Source organism: Leptolyngbya sp. NIES-2104 (assembly GCF_001485215.1).
In the GTDB taxonomy this organism is placed as follows: domain Bacteria; phylum Cyanobacteriota; class Cyanobacteriia; order Leptolyngbyales; family Leptolyngbyaceae; genus Leptolyngbya.
Map to the genome: position 1 here is coordinate 4,744,576 of NZ_BBWW01000001.1, position 15,810 is coordinate 4,760,385.

General features: G+C 45.8%; 16 protein-coding genes and 1 other RNA gene. 8 read left to right on the forward strand and 9 right to left on the reverse strand.

What is annotated here, in order from left to right; translation table 11 throughout:
- Positions 1-124 precede the first annotated feature (124 nt).
- Complete coding sequence (locus NIES2104_RS22805; RefSeq protein ID WP_059002022.1) at positions 125-676, forward strand: Uma2 family endonuclease; 552 nt, start codon at positions 125-127, stop codon at positions 674-676.
- An 89-nt stretch (positions 677-765) separates the two neighbouring features.
- On the opposite strand, the gene NIES2104_RS22810 is transcribed toward NIES2104_RS22805, so the two are convergent.
- Together NIES2104_RS22810 and NIES2104_RS22815 are read right to left on the reverse strand one after the other, a co-directional pair.
- Positions 766-951, reverse strand: a complete 186-nt coding sequence (locus NIES2104_RS22810) for a hypothetical protein (protein WP_059000545.1) — start codon at positions 949-951, stop codon at positions 766-768.
- Between the two features lie 157 nt (positions 952-1,108).
- Positions 1,109-2,410 (reverse strand): CCA tRNA nucleotidyltransferase, encoded by a 1,302-nt coding sequence (locus NIES2104_RS22815; RefSeq protein WP_082690066.1) that lies wholly within the window; start codon positions 2,408-2,410, stop codon positions 1,109-1,111.
- Positions 2,411-2,593: 183 nt separating this feature from the next.
- Between NIES2104_RS22815 and NIES2104_RS22820 the strand changes: the two genes are divergently transcribed.
- Together NIES2104_RS22820 and NIES2104_RS22825 are read left to right on the forward strand one after the other, a co-directional pair.
- Entirely contained in the window at positions 2,594-2,842 is a 249-nt protein-coding gene (locus NIES2104_RS22820) for a Ycf34 family protein (protein WP_059000546.1), read from the forward strand.
- Between the two features lie 106 nt (positions 2,843-2,948).
- Entirely contained in the window at positions 2,949-4,337 is a 1,389-nt protein-coding gene (locus NIES2104_RS22825; RefSeq protein ID WP_059000547.1) for a tetratricopeptide repeat protein, read from the forward strand.
- Positions 4,338-4,558: 221 nt separating this feature from the next.
- Here NIES2104_RS22825 and NIES2104_RS22830 read toward each other — a convergent pair whose 3' ends face one another.
- Positions 4,559-5,473: a class I SAM-dependent methyltransferase gene (locus tag NIES2104_RS22830; RefSeq protein ID WP_059002024.1), complete on the reverse strand. Its 915-nt coding sequence runs from the start codon at positions 5,471-5,473 to the stop codon at positions 4,559-4,561.
- Positions 5,474-5,653: 180 nt separating this feature from the next.
- Between NIES2104_RS22830 and lexA the strand changes: the two genes are divergently transcribed.
- From lexA to NIES2104_RS22850, 4 genes are all read left to right on the forward strand, one after another.
- The gene (lexA, locus tag NIES2104_RS22835) at positions 5,654-6,274 is read left to right on the forward strand and encodes a transcriptional repressor LexA (RefSeq protein ID WP_059000548.1); all 621 of its coding nucleotides are present in this window, start codon (positions 5,654-5,656) and stop codon (positions 6,272-6,274) included.
- Between the two features lie 247 nt (positions 6,275-6,521).
- The gene (locus tag NIES2104_RS22840) at positions 6,522-6,740 is read left to right on the forward strand and encodes a hypothetical protein (RefSeq protein ID WP_059000549.1); all 219 of its coding nucleotides are present in this window, start codon (positions 6,522-6,524) and stop codon (positions 6,738-6,740) included.
- A 69-nt stretch (positions 6,741-6,809) separates the two neighbouring features.
- Positions 6,810-8,150: an AmpG family muropeptide MFS transporter gene (locus NIES2104_RS22845; protein ID WP_263971018.1), complete on the forward strand. Its 1,341-nt coding sequence runs from the start codon at positions 6,810-6,812 to the stop codon at positions 8,148-8,150.
- A gap of 63 nt (positions 8,151-8,213) precedes the next feature.
- The gene (locus NIES2104_RS22850; RefSeq protein WP_059000550.1) at positions 8,214-8,777 is read left to right on the forward strand and encodes a phycobiliprotein lyase; all 564 of its coding nucleotides are present in this window, start codon (positions 8,214-8,216) and stop codon (positions 8,775-8,777) included.
- Positions 8,778-8,907: 130 nt separating this feature from the next.
- On the opposite strand, the gene NIES2104_RS22855 is transcribed toward NIES2104_RS22850, so the two are convergent.
- Both NIES2104_RS22855 and NIES2104_RS22860 read right to left on the reverse strand, forming a co-directional pair.
- Positions 8,908-9,177 carry a DUF2171 domain-containing protein gene (locus NIES2104_RS22855; RefSeq protein ID WP_059000551.1) on the reverse strand — a complete coding sequence of 90 codons (270 nt, stop codon included), beginning with the start codon at positions 9,175-9,177 and terminating at the stop codon, positions 8,908-8,910.
- A gap of 14 nt (positions 9,178-9,191) precedes the next feature.
- The gene (locus NIES2104_RS22860) at positions 9,192-9,533 is read right to left on the reverse strand and encodes a hypothetical protein (protein WP_156427025.1); all 342 of its coding nucleotides are present in this window, start codon (positions 9,531-9,533) and stop codon (positions 9,192-9,194) included.
- A 166-nt stretch (positions 9,534-9,699) separates the two neighbouring features.
- Between NIES2104_RS22860 and ssrA the strand changes: the two genes are divergently transcribed.
- Positions 9,700-10,089: a transfer-messenger RNA gene (gene ssrA, locus NIES2104_RS30620) on the forward strand.
- Positions 10,090-10,129: 40 nt separating this feature from the next.
- Here ssrA and NIES2104_RS22865 read toward each other — a convergent pair.
- From NIES2104_RS22865 to NIES2104_RS31365, 4 genes are read right to left on the reverse strand one after another with little or no spacing between them, the layout of a single operon-like run.
- Complete coding sequence (locus NIES2104_RS22865; protein WP_059000553.1) at positions 10,130-11,974, reverse strand: glycosyltransferase; 1,845 nt, start codon at positions 11,972-11,974, stop codon at positions 10,130-10,132.
- A 28-nt stretch (positions 11,975-12,002) separates the two neighbouring features.
- Positions 12,003-12,752 carry an ABC transporter ATP-binding protein gene (locus NIES2104_RS22870; protein WP_059000554.1) on the reverse strand — a complete coding sequence of 250 codons (750 nt, stop codon included), beginning with the start codon at positions 12,750-12,752 and terminating at the stop codon, positions 12,003-12,005.
- The gene (locus tag NIES2104_RS22875; protein ID WP_059000555.1) at positions 12,752-13,558 is read right to left on the reverse strand and encodes an ABC transporter permease; all 807 of its coding nucleotides are present in this window, start codon (positions 13,556-13,558) and stop codon (positions 12,752-12,754) included. The genes NIES2104_RS22870 and NIES2104_RS22875 overlap by 1 nt, the downstream gene beginning before the upstream one ends.
- A 32-nt stretch (positions 13,559-13,590) precedes the next feature.
- On the reverse strand, positions 13,591-15,810 hold the full coding sequence (locus NIES2104_RS31365) for a glycosyltransferase (RefSeq protein ID WP_082690067.1): 2,220 nt from the start codon (positions 15,808-15,810) through the stop codon (positions 13,591-13,593).

The following is a 15,810-nucleotide window of genomic DNA, read 5'->3' on the forward strand; positions in this document are numbered from 1 at the left end:
CAATCTAAAGAGAACTCCAAACAGTTGAATGCTTGGAGTTCTTTATATAATGCGCTTATGGTCTAGTGCAATTGTTTCGATGCTGCTAGATTTTGCATTCCTTAAAAAATCTGAGTTTGGAATCATGACGATCAGCACACTGAAATGGACGATCGAACACTATCACCAAGCTGTAGAGGCGGGCGTATTCGATGATGTTCACGTTGAATTATTAGATGGAGAATTAGTTGAAATGCCGCCGGAAGGTCTGCCTCATGCCAGTTTAAGCAGTGATGCGGGTGATTATTTGCGCGATCGACTTAGAAATCGCGTCAAAATTCGAGAAGGACACCCCGTAACGTTATCGAACAATTCTGAGCCAGAACCGGATTTAGCGATCGTTCAACCGCTGGGAGAAGTCTATAAAACTGAACATCACCCTTATCCTGAAAATATCTTTTGGCTAGTCGAATACTCAGAATCGAGCCTTGAAAAAGATTTGAAACTGAAAGCGAGAATCTATGCGGCAGCAAACATTCTTGAGTACTGGGTGATTAATCTCAGAACGAGAGAACTGATTGTGTTTCGCGATTCATTGAATGGAGAATACCAGTCGCGATCGACCTTAACCAGCGGCATGATTCGCCCGATCGCTTTTCCAGATGTCGAAATTGAAGTCACACGCCTGATTCGATGAGCATCAAAAATCCCCCAAACTCCTAGAGTCGAGGGATTTTTTTGATCTTATTCATAGCGCGATCGTGTCTGTAACGCTATCAATCCAATCTAGACATCTGCTGCGCCTTCAGAGACTCGGTTCTCACCTTGATCGCCTTCGTTCTCGTCACGGTTGCCATCGAATCGTCTACCCCGGTTGCCAAACCGACCTGTATTTGTCCGTTTGCGGAACTTACGAGCGTACGCTTGGTTACGCAGCGCTTTTTCTTTCTTCTGGTTGCGGCGTTTAGCCATTTTTTACCCCTTACTTGTCACAGTCTTAAACTGAATTTAGACACAGTTGACGATTATATTTCATAACTGAAGGTTTTATCTAGTCCCTTGCAGCGATTCAGGCAGTCAAAACCGTTATCCAGAATACAGCTTAACGGATTTTGTCGATTTACAAACCTTAGACGAAAGATTTTGCAAACTCGATCGCATCTTCACGCGTCGAAATTTTCCCTTCCGCCCGCGCCAACTGCAACGCTGCCAAAATTTTCCCAATCTGCGGACTCGGCGGAATCTGCAACAAACTAATCAAATCTTGCCCGGTTAAAATTGGACTCGGATGCGCGACCGGATCAGCCGGATTGAGAAATCGATCGATCAGCATCGCGACACCTTCAACCGGAAGCTTGATCGCAAATCCCAACAGCGCGATCGCTGGAAATACTGCACCGACACCCTGGAAAAATTGATACTGCTCAGCGAGTGACCAATTGATGATCGCACAATCCGATTTCAACTGCGGTAACGCCTTCAAAGCAGTACAAACCGCTTGAATTTCCGCTCGACTGTACTTCAATCGCCACAATTGCGCCTCTGCCATTTCGGGATCATCAGGTAAAAGACTGGCGAGTTTTGCGATCGTGACCCAAGTCCGGACTGATCCCTTCGCTTCTGAAGCTTTGGGAGTGCCCCGAACTGTTCGGCTCAGTTCTGACCAAAATTCTGTCCAGGTTTCTTGAAGATGAACCGTGACATGATCGATCGCAGCAATTTGAGCCAATTTCTCGATCGACGCACTTGGAAACCAATCGTTCAATAAACCATCTTCCCAAGCCGTCTTAATCCAGTGCGTTCCCCGCGCCGTTCCTAGCAAATAATTCAACTCAGACTGCACTCGTTCCGCTGCAATGCGATTCAAATTTGGTGCTAGTTCTCGAATCGCTTGCTGAGTCTCTAATTCCAGCGAAAATCCAAGCTGAGCCGCTTGACGATACGCCCGCAACAATCGCAGCGGATCTTCTGCCAAATTCTCGACAGAAACCATTCTGAGCCGTTTCTGCTGCAAATCCTCATAGCCGTGGAGCGGATCGAGCAAATCTTTTGTATGGGGATTGTACGCGATCGCATTCACCGTAAAATCGCGCCGCCGCAAATCCGCTTCGAGCGTGTCCCCGACTTGTAACGCAAAATCCGCTGTCCCCTGTTCAAACACGACCCGCGCAATTTGGCGCTCCGCATCGAGCACGACAAACCCAGCCCGATAATGACGAGCGATCGCTTGCGCCGTCTCGACCGCATCCGAGGGCAAAACAAAATCAAGATCAAGATATTCAGAATGTCGATCAAGCAACGCATCTCGCACTGTCCCGCCCACTAAACACGCGGATTTTGGCAACCACTTTAAGCTAAAGGGCCACGTCTCCGGAGATAGAGCAGATGAAACCAATGCCACGTTGCGATAATGTTCTAACTGCAAATTCACGCGCTTGCTAACCTAGATCGAAGTCGTACTGTAACAAAAAAACTGTGTGGGAGAAAACTTTCCCCGGTTCAGCCGCAACATAATGCAACCTGAGATCAGGTGATCATTTGATTGCGCCTGAGCTAGAGTAACAGAAAAGGAAGCGACCTATCCCTCTATTGTGAATCAGAGGAACTGGAAATCATGTGTATTTGCGTCAATTGCCACTATGTCGATCGCTGTACCACTTATAACGCGGTCGAAACCCAGCACGAACAAGCTCATTTAACTGAAACTCCAGATTTTGAAGCGACCGAACCTACGATCAATGTGAATATTCGCGATCGCAGTGACTACATCGAAATGGAATGGGATGTCGTCGGCTGTCTCAGTTTTAAAGAAGAAAAAGGGAAGTGGGCAAAACTCAGACCCGGCGAACTCATCCCAACTTAACAAAGATATCCGTAAATTCCGAATGGTGATGTCAGTTGAAACCTGGTTTGCGGGAACGTTAAGGGCAAAGAGAACCTTAACCGATGCGCGAATCAGGTTTTAAGCTATGCGTTTTATTCGTCTTCCGTTTCATCTTGCCGCGATTGCGGCTTTAGGGCTATCTGTTTCACCTGCGATTGCTCAAGAATCCAAGCCCGCTCCCGAAGTGGCGAACCGACTTCAGCAATCTCAAAACTTCTTCAGCCAGGGCGAAAATCGCGTCCGGGATACTCAATATCGCGAGGCATTAGAAGCCTACAATCACGCGATTCAACTGAATCCGACTTGGGGCAGTCCTTATGTCAGCCGGGGAGCCGTACGATCGAAGCTCGGAGATTACCAAGGCGCAATCCAAGACCTCGACCAAGCCGCGCAACTGAATCCGACCGATGCCCTGATTTACGCTCATCGGGGCAGTGCGCGGTTTAATTTGGGAGACATTGAGGCAGCGCTGGCAGACTTGAACGAAGCGATCTCACTCAATCCAAATTTAGCAATTGCCTACGTAAATCGCGGGTTTATACGGAGTCAATCACGAAGCTGGGATGAAGCGATCGCAGATTTTGACCAAGCCCTGAAAGTCGAGCCGAAATCCGTTCCTGCTCTGGTAAATCGTGGTTTTGCCAAATCACAAAAAGGCGATCAACAAGCGGCTTTAACTGATTTGAATGAAGCGATCAAACTGCAACCCAATTCCGCTGATGCGTTTCTAGCTCGTGGCACCCTCCAGCACGAAATTGGAGATTCAGAAAAAGCGATCGCCGATTTTTCCCAAGCAATTCGCCTGAAACCAAATTTATCCGATGCCTACTACAATCGCGCTCAAGTCAATGCCCAACTCGGTTATCTCGAAGCCGCTGAAGCAGATTTAACCAAATTGGCAACGCTGACTCCCGATCGTGCAACGGTCTTTCATCAGCGCGGTATGATTCGAGCAGCTTTGGAGAATTCCGAAGGCGCGATCGCAGATTACAACCAGGCATTGAAACTTGATCCGAATTTCGCCCCTGCGATTAAGAGCCGAGGAGATTTAAGAGCGGCATCCGGTGACAAACAGGGCGCGATCGCGGATTATTCTCAAGCAGTTCAGATTCAACCAAATTTCGCTGCTGCCCTGACCCAACGGGCAGAACTGAGAGCGAAGTTAGGCGATCGATTTGGTGCAACTCAAGATTTTAGCGCTGCGGCTGATGTCGATAGCAACAATCCAGACGCTTTTGAGAATCGAGGTGAAGCGAGAATGAAAACTGGGGATTTGCAGGGTGCGATCGCGGATTTCAATCAAGCGATTCGCCTCGATTCCAATCGACCGAACGCCTTTTATCAGCGTGGCGTTTTATTGATGCGAATGGGCAATCGGCAAAGTGCGATCGTCGATTTACAACGTGCTGCCGATTTGTATCTGCAAAAAGGTGATGCGGAAGGCTACCGGAACGCATTGGCACAAATGAACTAAATGTAAGTCTCAAATTAAGACATTAAGATAAAATCTAAACGCTAATAGGCAGGTTTTATCTTAATGTCCGACTCCTTACCGCCACTAGAACAGACCGATCTTCATACTTTGTTGTCTCAGTCCCCCTTGAGCGAATTAGACTTTGAGTGCCTTAGTGTTCAGTCTCCTGTTCGCGATGTTGAACTGTCTGTTGATTGCTCGAAACAAGCTTCCTTTCCGAATCAGGAGAATTGAGCAATTAAAGTTCGATGGCGCGGAGAATTACAAGTGAGCGTCGGTTGATTGAACCCTGCTTGAACGATCGCATTTTCCAAATCCAACGCAAAATATTGATCTAAATACGGCTCTGTACTCTTCAATAAAGTCAGAATATAAGGCGGCATTTTGGCGTGAACTTCAGACCGTGGATTCATATCCATCATTGCCAAATGTCCACCGGGACGAAGTAATCTTCTCGCTTCTTGAAGAATCGCGATCGCGGCTTCTTGCGGCAATTCATGAAACAACAAACAAGCCGAAACCAAATCATACGAAGCCGCAGGTAAACCCGTTGATTCCGCTGCCGCATGGAGCCAATGAATATTTTGACGGTCTCCGGTTTGATACTCTGCAACTGCTAGAAAATAGGGCGAAAGATCAACACCTGTTACCGTCGAATTCGGGAATGTTTCTTGCAGCGAAAACGTACTCATTCCCACGCTACAACCGAAATCAACGATATCTTTTGGTGCAGTAGAAATCTGAGTTTTCAAAACCTCGTGATAACTTTCGCGTAAACGTCGATCGCCATCTTTTCCCGCATCTTTCCAAATTCGAGCATGAACCGCATACGCCGCAACCTCTACTTCTGTTGCAGGTTCCCAGCCTAAATTTCCTTTCTCATACGCATGGAACGGACGCAAATAATATTCGGGATATTCCAAACTCGGATTATTTACTTTTTCAAATTCAGTTGACCAATCGCGTTCTTGCAAATCCGCCACAATTTTTGTCCAAGGAACACCGATCGATTCCGCCCGTTTGATCATCATATTTCGAGCACGAACCCTCGCCAGATTGAACACAGGCGGAATCGATAAAAGACCGCTCACGAGGCGGGAAGTCAGTCTAGGCTTGGTTTCGCGAATTGCTGTCATGTTTAAATTTCGGATTTGATCAACAGTTTTAATTTTACAGGGTGCGATCGCTAGACAAATGATCAAAATGACGATACAAATGTTCTGAGAATGATAAACAAATTTACTAGACGAACGTGTAAAATCGTGATACAAGTGTTCTAAAATCCTCTAGTTATTTTGTAATTCTCACAGGAGTTTATGGAACCCCTTACCGAAGCCCAACAACAACTTTATGACTGGCTGGTCGATTACATCCGCGACCACCAACATGCTCCCTCGATTCGGCAAATGATGACCGCGATGAATCTGAAGTCTCCGGCTCCCGTCCAAAGCCGCTTGGAGCACCTCCGCAACAAGGGCTACATCGGTTGGACAGAGGGGCAAGCTCGCACGATTCGGATTCTCAACCCCTTGCCACAAGGAGTCCCGATCCGAGGCGCGATCGCAGCAACGAGCTTAGTTGAAACCTTCCCGGATGTAGAAGTCGAATACCTCGACTTATCGAATCTGCTCTTGAAGCCGAATCATTTCGCGCTGAAAGTCCGGGGTCACAGCATGATCGATGCCTTGATCGACGATGGCGATATTGTGATTTTGCAGCCTGTGAACGATGCGAGAACGATCAAGAATGACACGATCGTGGCAGCACACCATCAAGGCAAAGCAACCCTGAAATACTTTGAGCGCAAAGGAAACAAAGTCATTCTCAAACCGGGCAACCCGAACCGTGAACTGTATCCAATGACCGAAGTTCCCGCTTCAGAAGTCGAAATCCAAGGCGTTCTAGTCGGCGTTTGGCGCGGCTACGGCAAGATCTAGATTGAAACCGACTAAAATTAAGGGGCGTTGGTTAACACCGCCCCTGTTTTTGCTATCAAACCGGAGGCAGAGCGATTCCGACACTGGCACAGAAAGAGAAATGCTACGAGCTATGTTGTCGATTCACCAAAATGTATCTGTTGATCAACCTTGTTCGACTAGATGAGCGAACTGGAAATATCTTTTTCTTAGCAGGTGAAGAAAATATCATCGAAATTTACCCCAACGGGAAATGGAGGTACCTCTGATGAACAAGCCGAACTTTGCTGCAATGAGCCAAAAAGAATTAAGACAGTATGTGATGGCTCATCGAGAAGACGACGAAGCTTTCTATGCGTACGTCGATCGAGTCGATGCTGAAGGAGACTGGACTGAGATGCCTGCTGATGCAGATTTAGATAGCCATGCCGAGTTTCAATCGTGGCTCAGAAAGATTTCGCAATCGTGGAACAATCGAGCATCGTGAACGATCGAGAAACGCAGATCTCGCGCTCTATGCGATGATGGCTAACGTTCTCGATCCCGCTTCAATCCCGTGAATATTCAACCGTATCTTCGAGTGTTTCAGAGTCGAAAAATGGCGGCTCTGATTCTGTTGGGCTTCTCATCTGGCTTACCGCTTTACTTAACTGGAAAAGAGCCGCTTCAAGCCTGGTTAAGTCAAGAAGGAGTTGATCTGAAAGTGATCACAGCCTTTAGCGTGGCGGCAATCCCCTACTCGCTGAAATTCCTCTGGTCGCCGTTGCTCGATCGCTTTGTTCCGCCCTTACTCGGTCGCCGTCGCGGTTGGCTGATTGTTAGTCAGATTATTTTACTTTTAGCGATCGCTTGGATGGCATTTCAAGATACGAGCCAACTCCAGCAAGTCGCTGTCAACTCCGGAGACGCGTGCCGCAATGAAACTGTATTCAGAGGCTTTTGTGAGTTTTGGAATACGATCAAAGCGCTCTCGATTAGTCCATTCTTTTTGGCGGCGTTGGTTGTAGCATTTTTTAGCGCCAGTCAAGATATCGTCGCAGATGCGTATCGGACGGAAGTGTTACAAGAATACGAACGGGGTGCGGGTGCGTCGGTCTTTCTGCTGGGGTATCGGGTGGCGATTCTGGTGGCGGGAGCAATTACGTTTTATTTAGCGGGTGTGATGCCGTGGCGGTGGGTGTATGTGGTCATGGCGCTGCTAATGTCGATCGGTATTGTTAGTTCTCTCATTGCACCGGAACCGACACGAGAAATTCGACCCCCGGAAACCCTAAGAGAATCAGTAGTGTTACCGTTTCAGGATTTTATCGGGAGAAATGGAGCAGGACGAGCACTGGCAATTCTTGTGTTTATCGTGGTTTATCGATTGGGAGATTCTCTGCTGCGAAACGTGGCAACGCCGTTTTTATTAGATAAAGGATTGAAGTTTAGCCCGGAAGATCTAGCATCACCGAGAGCGTTGAGTATTGTGGCGATCATTGTGGGAACGCTGGCAGGTGGCGCGATTATGACGCGAATTGGGGTGAATCGATCGCTGTGGTTTTTCGCCGTTCTGCAAGCAGGTGGAAACTTACTCTACGTTTTACTTGCAGAAGTGGGAAAGAATTTTCCATTAATGATTTTGGCAATTAATCTAGAAAACTTTTGTGCGGGATTAGAATCAGCGGCGTTTGTGGCATTTTTGATGGGACTTTGTAATCCCGGATTGTCTGCAACTCAGTACGCCTTGCTGTCCAGTTTAGCGGCATTTAGTCGCGATATTTTGGTTGCACCTGCGGGACAGTGGGCGCAGTCGATGGGCTGGACGGCTTTCTTTTTGCTGACTGCGGTTTTGGCGGTACCGGGATTATTACTGCTGCCATTTTTTGCACCTTGGAAAGAGCAAAAGGCAGACTGATTTCTCAGGCGACTGAACCTTTTACAATAAAGGAGTGAATAAAACCAGCCATAGGATCGTCTCATGGATATTGTGGAATTTTTTGAACAAAGTGCGGGCAAATGGTCGTCGATGCGAACCAGTCATCATCTCGCGTTTAAGCAACAAGAAGGCGGAAAATCAACGATCGAGATCGAGTTATTAGATAAGACTGATCCGGCTGTGATTCAGCTTTGTCAAATGTACGAAATTGATCCCACAACGGCTTTGTGCGGTGCACGAGTGACTTGGGATGGCACGATGGAATGGGATGAGGAAAAGCATTCGGGTTCAACGGTTCTAGTCCCGATCGCTGATCCAGAAAATTCCAATCAAGGCAAACTTCTCCGTGAGATGGGATATGCAGAAAAGGCTCCGGTTGCAGGGCGCTATGAAATGGCAGATAACAACGAACTGTCACTGATTACGGAATATGACACGATGTATTCCAAGGAGCGGCTGTGGTTTGAAAGTCCGAATGTGCGCTTACGTCACAGCATTCTGAAACGATTTGGTGGTTTTAGTATGGCTTCGTTCTGTTCTGAGGTGAGAATGGGTGGAATCAAGCCCGACCCGCAGACGGCGGATGCCGCAACGACGAATAGTTAGTGCACGATCGCGAAAAAGAGCAAGCCTGAAGAATCAGAACTTGCTCTTTTTCATCTTTAGAAGATTTGTCTGTTCAAACGCTCGAATTGTGAGGAGGTACGATCTGAATGTCGATCGTACCTCTTCAAATTTACGCTCCAGTCGGAGCCTCGTTGCTCAATTCTGCCAGTGCTTGATCAGCAGTTTTATTCAAAAACACAGCACTCTCATCCACTGCCCGAACCCAACTGATCGGGAACCAATGCGGCTTGCCATCAGGAGAATCGAATTTCTTAATCTTGATATAGTTACCTGCCTCAACTGCCTCAACCGTCCCAAGATGAACGTCTGATGCGCCATCTAGTCCACCTGGACCTTCAGCATAAACCGCTAAATCGGCTCTAATTTCAGAAATATCCATGATTGTTTCCTCGTTTATTTGCCTGTCACTTTCTGAGTGAGTTCCCGAACTTTACTCACCGAAGTCTCAATTAGACTGGTCTGAGGCACTTCTTTGCCTTCTGCATCCACAATCCGCTTAAAAGGCTTCGGCATCTTTTCAGGATTTTCTCCCTCTCGCAGACGTTGTTGATAAATCTCTTCTTGAATCCCTGCTGCCTCAGTTTCTTCATAAGCTCGATCGATTTGCTCTTGCGAACTGACTCCACTTGAAGATGCCGCATGAGCAGGCAGAGTGAGAACCCCAAAACTCGTCATCGCAACCAATGCAATGATCGTCGCGATCGTCATGATCCGACGCAATAAAAATACTGGCATAAATAAACCTCGCCACATTTGACTGATTGGCAGTGTAAAAGAACGCGATTGCCATCACTTCTCCTGATAGAGAGACACGATCGCATCACGAGGCAGAATTTGATCATTCATTACGCTCAATTAGTGACGTAATCAAAAACCACACGCTATAATGAGAGAACGTCTTGGGGCTGTAACGGTTTCGACAGGTTGGCGAACGTTCTATCGAGATGCAGGTCGAGAGGGAGTCCACTCTCGTAAATCTAGGCTCAAAACAATAGATGCAAACAACATCGTACCTTTTGCTCGTAAAACTGCACCTGTTGCAGCATAAAACACCTCTAATTCAGGTTCGAGCGCTTACGGTCTGACACCGTTAAAGGCAGTAAGCAAACCCCCAACGGTCGCTCTAGGACTTCACCTCTGGTTGGCGTTCTAGCTAAGACAATACCAGAGCATCCTATTGTCCGGGATAAAGGACAGTTCCCGCTTCGAGGATCAGAGAAGCTAAACCTGTGAACGATCGAGGAATCAATACCCAGTTTGGACACGGGTTCGACTCCCGTCAGCTCCACTTTAATTTACAGCTTGCCTGATGTGCGATCGTACGTCAGGCATTAATGTTTTAGATTCAGATAGGTTTTCCAAAACTCCAGAGTTGTCATCTCAGGGCGCATGTCTCGATATTGTTGTTTGAGGGCGGGAAAGCTGAGAAGTAGCTTCCAAGAAATGACGATCGCGCTCCACAAGACTCGAAAAAACTCAATTCTAGAAAACTGTACTGTAAACCCTTCTCGCGTCGTGGGTTGATAATACAAAACAGTTTTTGCTCTAAAGACATTAACTGGACGATATTGATGAATCGGAGCAATTCGATATCCTTTACTCTTCAAAGCTGTGTCACTAAAAAATAGAAATAAAGGAAGTAAATGTCCATTCAGCGTCGCTAATCTAAACCATCGATGCAGCGTTGTTTCCGATTGTTCAACGCTTTCTTGATACTTACTTTGGATAAATTGTTGGATTGAGTTTCTGACTGGTTTTTCACCCAAACTAATCAACTCTAAGTTCTTTTGTTCAGGATCGATCGATTTAATGTAAGTCGGTCCTGCTAAAAAATCGTTAACCGCCTTTAAGACAAGGTTCGCATTTTTATAGCGGTAACAAAAGGCTTCACGAATACTAAATTTGAAGGCTTGCTTTGCTGCTTGAATCCCACTAAATTCATCTGAAACTAAAGACTTTAGAATTAATTCATTTCGTCGCAAGTAGTAATTGATTAAGGGAGAGTATTTATTTTCTAGTGGTTCATGCCAAACGCAAATACTATTAAGCGTGATAATTTGATACTGTAAACGGATTGGCAATTCCATATCGTCCATTTTGATGAAAAATGGATAAGGTAAATTATCGCGATCGATCACCGTTAACGGAAAACAAAAGAACCACCAGCCATTGTAGTTAATGTATTCTTCTACTTCATTCAATAAGATATTTTCAACTTCTCTTAAATCTAAATCGGGCTTTAAGCAAATCGTGCCATCGTCCCAGATTGCGCCGTTTTCATGCTGAATGTATTTCGTGTCTAGCTTCAACATGCTACCGCCTAGACATAACGTTTTACTGTTAATTAGGCGTTGAAAACTATAGACGCGCTTCACCACTTCTGGATCGATAATGACATCATCATCCATAAATATAATGTGCGTAAATTCGTCTTCGCGTTCCAAAACTTCGATGACACCGCGTGTATATCCACCGCTGCCACCCGCATTTTTATTGGGAATCACATGAATACAAGAGTGATTAAATTCTTTGAGCGTTCTACCGTTATCGATAATGAATATTTCAAAATTATTTTGTGAATCATTTAGTAACGTCGATCGCAAAGCTTGTACATTTCGCTGCACATACGCTTCTCTACGATAAGTACAAATGACGATCGCAATTTTCGGTGTTTTCTGTTCATCAAGCTCTGTTGTTGTTCCGATCCATCCACCCGTGAAAAGACAATTCTCCTCTAAAGCTTCAAGCTCAAGATAAAGTAGTCCTTGATAAGCATGAATATCAATATCAGAAAATAGGCACTCTTCATACAAGGTTTGGTGTTCAAGAATTTTCTGACTCACCAAAACCGGAGAACTTGAGAATTGACCCAGATTAAGAAGTTTAATTCTGAATTTTCCTTTGAATTTTAAGTAGAAATGAATAGCTTTTACGCTAGTATAATTCTTCCATTTATCAACAGAAAAAGCATTGAAGTAAGTATCAAAACTGAGCTTTCCGTTTGGTTTGAATTCAATTTGATTTTGCTCATAATCTAAAAAACAATCGTCATCCAGGCGAATGTATAGCGCTTCGACTGTACAAATTTCTAGGTTTGGTAACACGATCGCTTGAAGCTGAAAGACCTCAGTTTTGTCGTTTGCTTTTAGAAGTGGCGTAATCAACATGTCCGTCATTGTTCTGTCTCCTTGATCAAGTTTTGGCTTAAATCATTGATGCCGTCCAAGTCGATTTCAAATACGCATCAACAACCTGCTGTGCATCACCTGCTTGCTTCACCCTGCCCTTGTCCAACCAAATTGCAGAGTCACAAGACTGCTGAATAAACTGCAAATCATGAGAAACGACAAGAACCGTTGCATCGACCTTCCAGAATTGCTGAATGCGCTGTTTGCACTTATTTCTAAAGCTTTCATCGCCGACCGATAGCACCTCGTCCAAAATCAAAATGTCCGGTCGTACATCCGTTGCGATCGCAAATCCCAATCGTGCTGCCATCCCGGATGACAAGGCTTTCACCGGAACGAAAGCATATTCTTCGAGTTCCGCAAACGCTAAAACAGAATCAATTCTAGTCTTCATTTCTGTCCGGGAAAATCCCAGCAAAACGCCGTAAAGCACAATATTATCGATTACGGATAGCTCTAGGTCAAATCCTGCTCCAAGTTCGATCAAAGGTGCAATCTTGCCCGCAACATTGACCCGACCTTGAGTCGGCTGCAAAATGCCGCAAATGACTTTGAGCAAAGTTGATTTTCCTGCACCGTTTGCACCGATGATGCCGATCTTTTCACCTGCATGAACGACAAAATCAACTCGATCGAGCACTAGCTTTCTGGCAGGACGGCGAAACTTTCCTTCCGCGATCGACAAGAGCGTTTTCTTCAAATCGTAAGAAAACTCTTCTTGAGTGCGTCGCCAAAGCGAAACTTGATTGAGTCGTATAGCTTCCATCACAGCAAATCCATAAACGAGTGTCGCCACGCCTGAAAACAAAAGAAACCGATCGCCCAAAAAATGACTCCGGTTAAGAGTGCCTGCCCGATCAAGTGAAAATCTGGCTGCATTCCTGACAGCGTAACTTGACGAATGCTTTCAATCACAGGCAAAAGTGGATTGAGCACCAAAAAAGCGCGAACCGATGCAGGCACGATCGCGGCTGGATAAAAAATCGGACTACTCAACCACAACACAAATACCGTTAACTCATAGAAGTAAGGTAAATCTCGGAAAAAGACAAACAAAGCACTAATGAGCAGCCCAACCCCAAGACAAACAAGAGCAAGTGCAAGCAACGGCAACACTAACACGAACACATTAAGTAAGCTCTTTGAGTTAATCAGCGTCATGACCGCCAGTAAAGGCAACACTCCCACCATGAATTGAAAGATATTTGCCGCAATCATCGAGGTCGGAAAAACGCTGGTCGGTAGAGCAATCTTATTGAGTAATGCACCATTGTTAACAACACTCCAGAGCGCTTGGTTCGTGCAAGCCGAGAAAAAGTTAATCACTACAAGCCCGGTAAACACGGCTAAAACATAGTTCAGAATCGAATTGCCATAGTAGGTAGCAAAAGCAGTTCCAAAGATAGCCGTATAAACCGCTGTCATCAGCAACGGATTGAGTAATGACCAATACACACCCAGAAATGAGCCGCGATAGCGCACTTTCAGATTGCGACTGACGAGAACTCGCAGCAATTCCCAGTAGTGCTGAAACTGTATCCAAGATGGATTTTTTTTAGCTGATAGAAACATCTCACACCACGCATAAATATGACTTGGCAACCTTACAAAGACGACACATCGATTTGCGGAACCGATGATCCTGCACTCGATCGATACCGTTCCAATCCTGAAGTCCAACCGACCCGAACGCCTGCGATCGCTTGCTGAAGATAATCCACGATCGTGCTCATGGGTAGACGGTGAGTCAACTTAAGCCGCAGAATTCTTAGTCCACATCGATAAACAAGAATTCGGGCTAATCGAATCACTAACACTGGAAATGGCAGACGTTTGAAGCCGTGTTTCAAAGCAAAATAAGTTGTGTTCTTAGCCAGTGAATACCAGCAAGTTAGATGTTTTTGATCAATTCGATTGTGATTTGCGGCTGGATAATGATCGACAACACTGTCTGTGTACTGCACTTCATATCCTGCCTGAATCAATCGCAAACACACATCGGTTTCATCTAGAAAATAGTCAAAAAACTCGTCATACCCATTGATTTTTTCTAACAGGTCTTTACGAAATGAGGCATTTGTCCCCATCAAGCCGTTAAACCAGAATCCGTTAGGGTGATTATAGTTTGTCGCATGGCGCGATCGAATCGATCGAGTTTCACTCAAGACATTTGTGATTCCTCGCTGAAACTGCGTAGGATGACCGGGACGGGTTAAATCTCGTACGGTTCCACCCACGGCTGCACAGTTCTCCCCAAAGCGTAAATAGCTCGTCAGTAATTGATTGATCCAATCGCTCGGAAGCACAGCATCATCATCAAAAAACGCTACAATCTGACCCGCCGCCAGTTTAACGCCAACATTACGCGAGAAGCTGATATTTCGAGTCGTCACCTTTTGGAATTTAACCGCAAATTGACTATGACGACTAAAGCAATCTACTAGCTGACTTGTGGCGGACGTAGTTGAAGCATCTACAATGATGGTTTCAAAATTAGAATCGTTCAACTGCTTGACTGAATTCAGTGCCCGTTCTAAAACGTGCGGACGATCGACTGTGCAAATGATGATAGAAACTAATGGTTTTTGTGGAAGTGACACAACTAACCTCGCTGAATTCTGAATTGCATAAGCTTGCCAATACATTCGCCAAAGTTGACCGAGCGTTCGAGCAACTGCCGTCATCAGTGAAACCGGGTGTAAATCAAGCAACACGCAACCGCTCCCCGTGAAGCAATACACTTGTTGAGCGAAAAGCGCGATCGACAAAGCAGGAAGGCGATAGTGCACGATTGCAATGTCGATCGAGTTCCCTCGACTCGTAACTTCAGGGTTCTGATGCGGCTGATCTAGCTCGATTGTCGGTTGCACCCAAACAGACAGCGATAGATTGAGAAGTTCTGCTAACGAAAGCTCGATGTGATCGAACGGCTTGGGCTTTTTCCCTTGGATGTTTTCGATAAAATCTTGATAGCCTGCTAGTGCGATCGCGCTGAGAAAATAGCGTCCGGTTGCAGCATAGTAAACTAGCCGAGGTACACTCACCAGAATGCGCTTGGAAACCAACTCAGGACGGTGTTTTTGCCAGCAGTAACAGATATTTCGCTCATCGTAATAGCTGATCCAAGCTCTACCCTTGCAGTCTGGAGCATCATGCCAGATTCGCGATCGAGGATTCACAGCAACAATCCACCCCGCTTGTTGAGCACGTAGGCACCATTCGACATCATCAAAGTGCAGAAAATAGTTCTCAAACCCCCCGATCTGTTGAGCAACTCCGCGACGAACTAACACTGAAGCAGCCGCACACACATCAACTTGAATGTACGGTTTGCTCAGAATTGACTCAACAGAATGAGCAGGACAATTGCCAAAATGAATCTTCAAATGTGCTTTTACTGGATCAACAAAGCTACCCACTTCCTGAATGGTCTCAGGTTCCTGCAATTTGCGAATTTGTGATCCGACTAATCCAACTTCAGAATGCGTTTCGAGGGTCTGAACGAGTTCTGTCAGAGTCATCTCATCGAGACAAACATCATTGTCGAGCAGCCATAGATAGTCATAATCTAACGAGCTGACCTGTGCTAACCCATAGGAAAAGCCACCAGAACCACCCAGGTTTTCGCCTGTTTGCAGAACTTGAATGGTGTTGTATTTCTGTTCTAAAAAGTGCTGAGTGCCATCGATCGAGGCGTTATCAATCACGTAAATCTCTAGCTCGATTTCATGCAATTGCAACTGATGTAACGCTTCAATGAGTCGATCGACAGCGTTCCGCTTGTTCCAAGTAACAATAATGCTCGCGACTCTAATCTTCTTCAT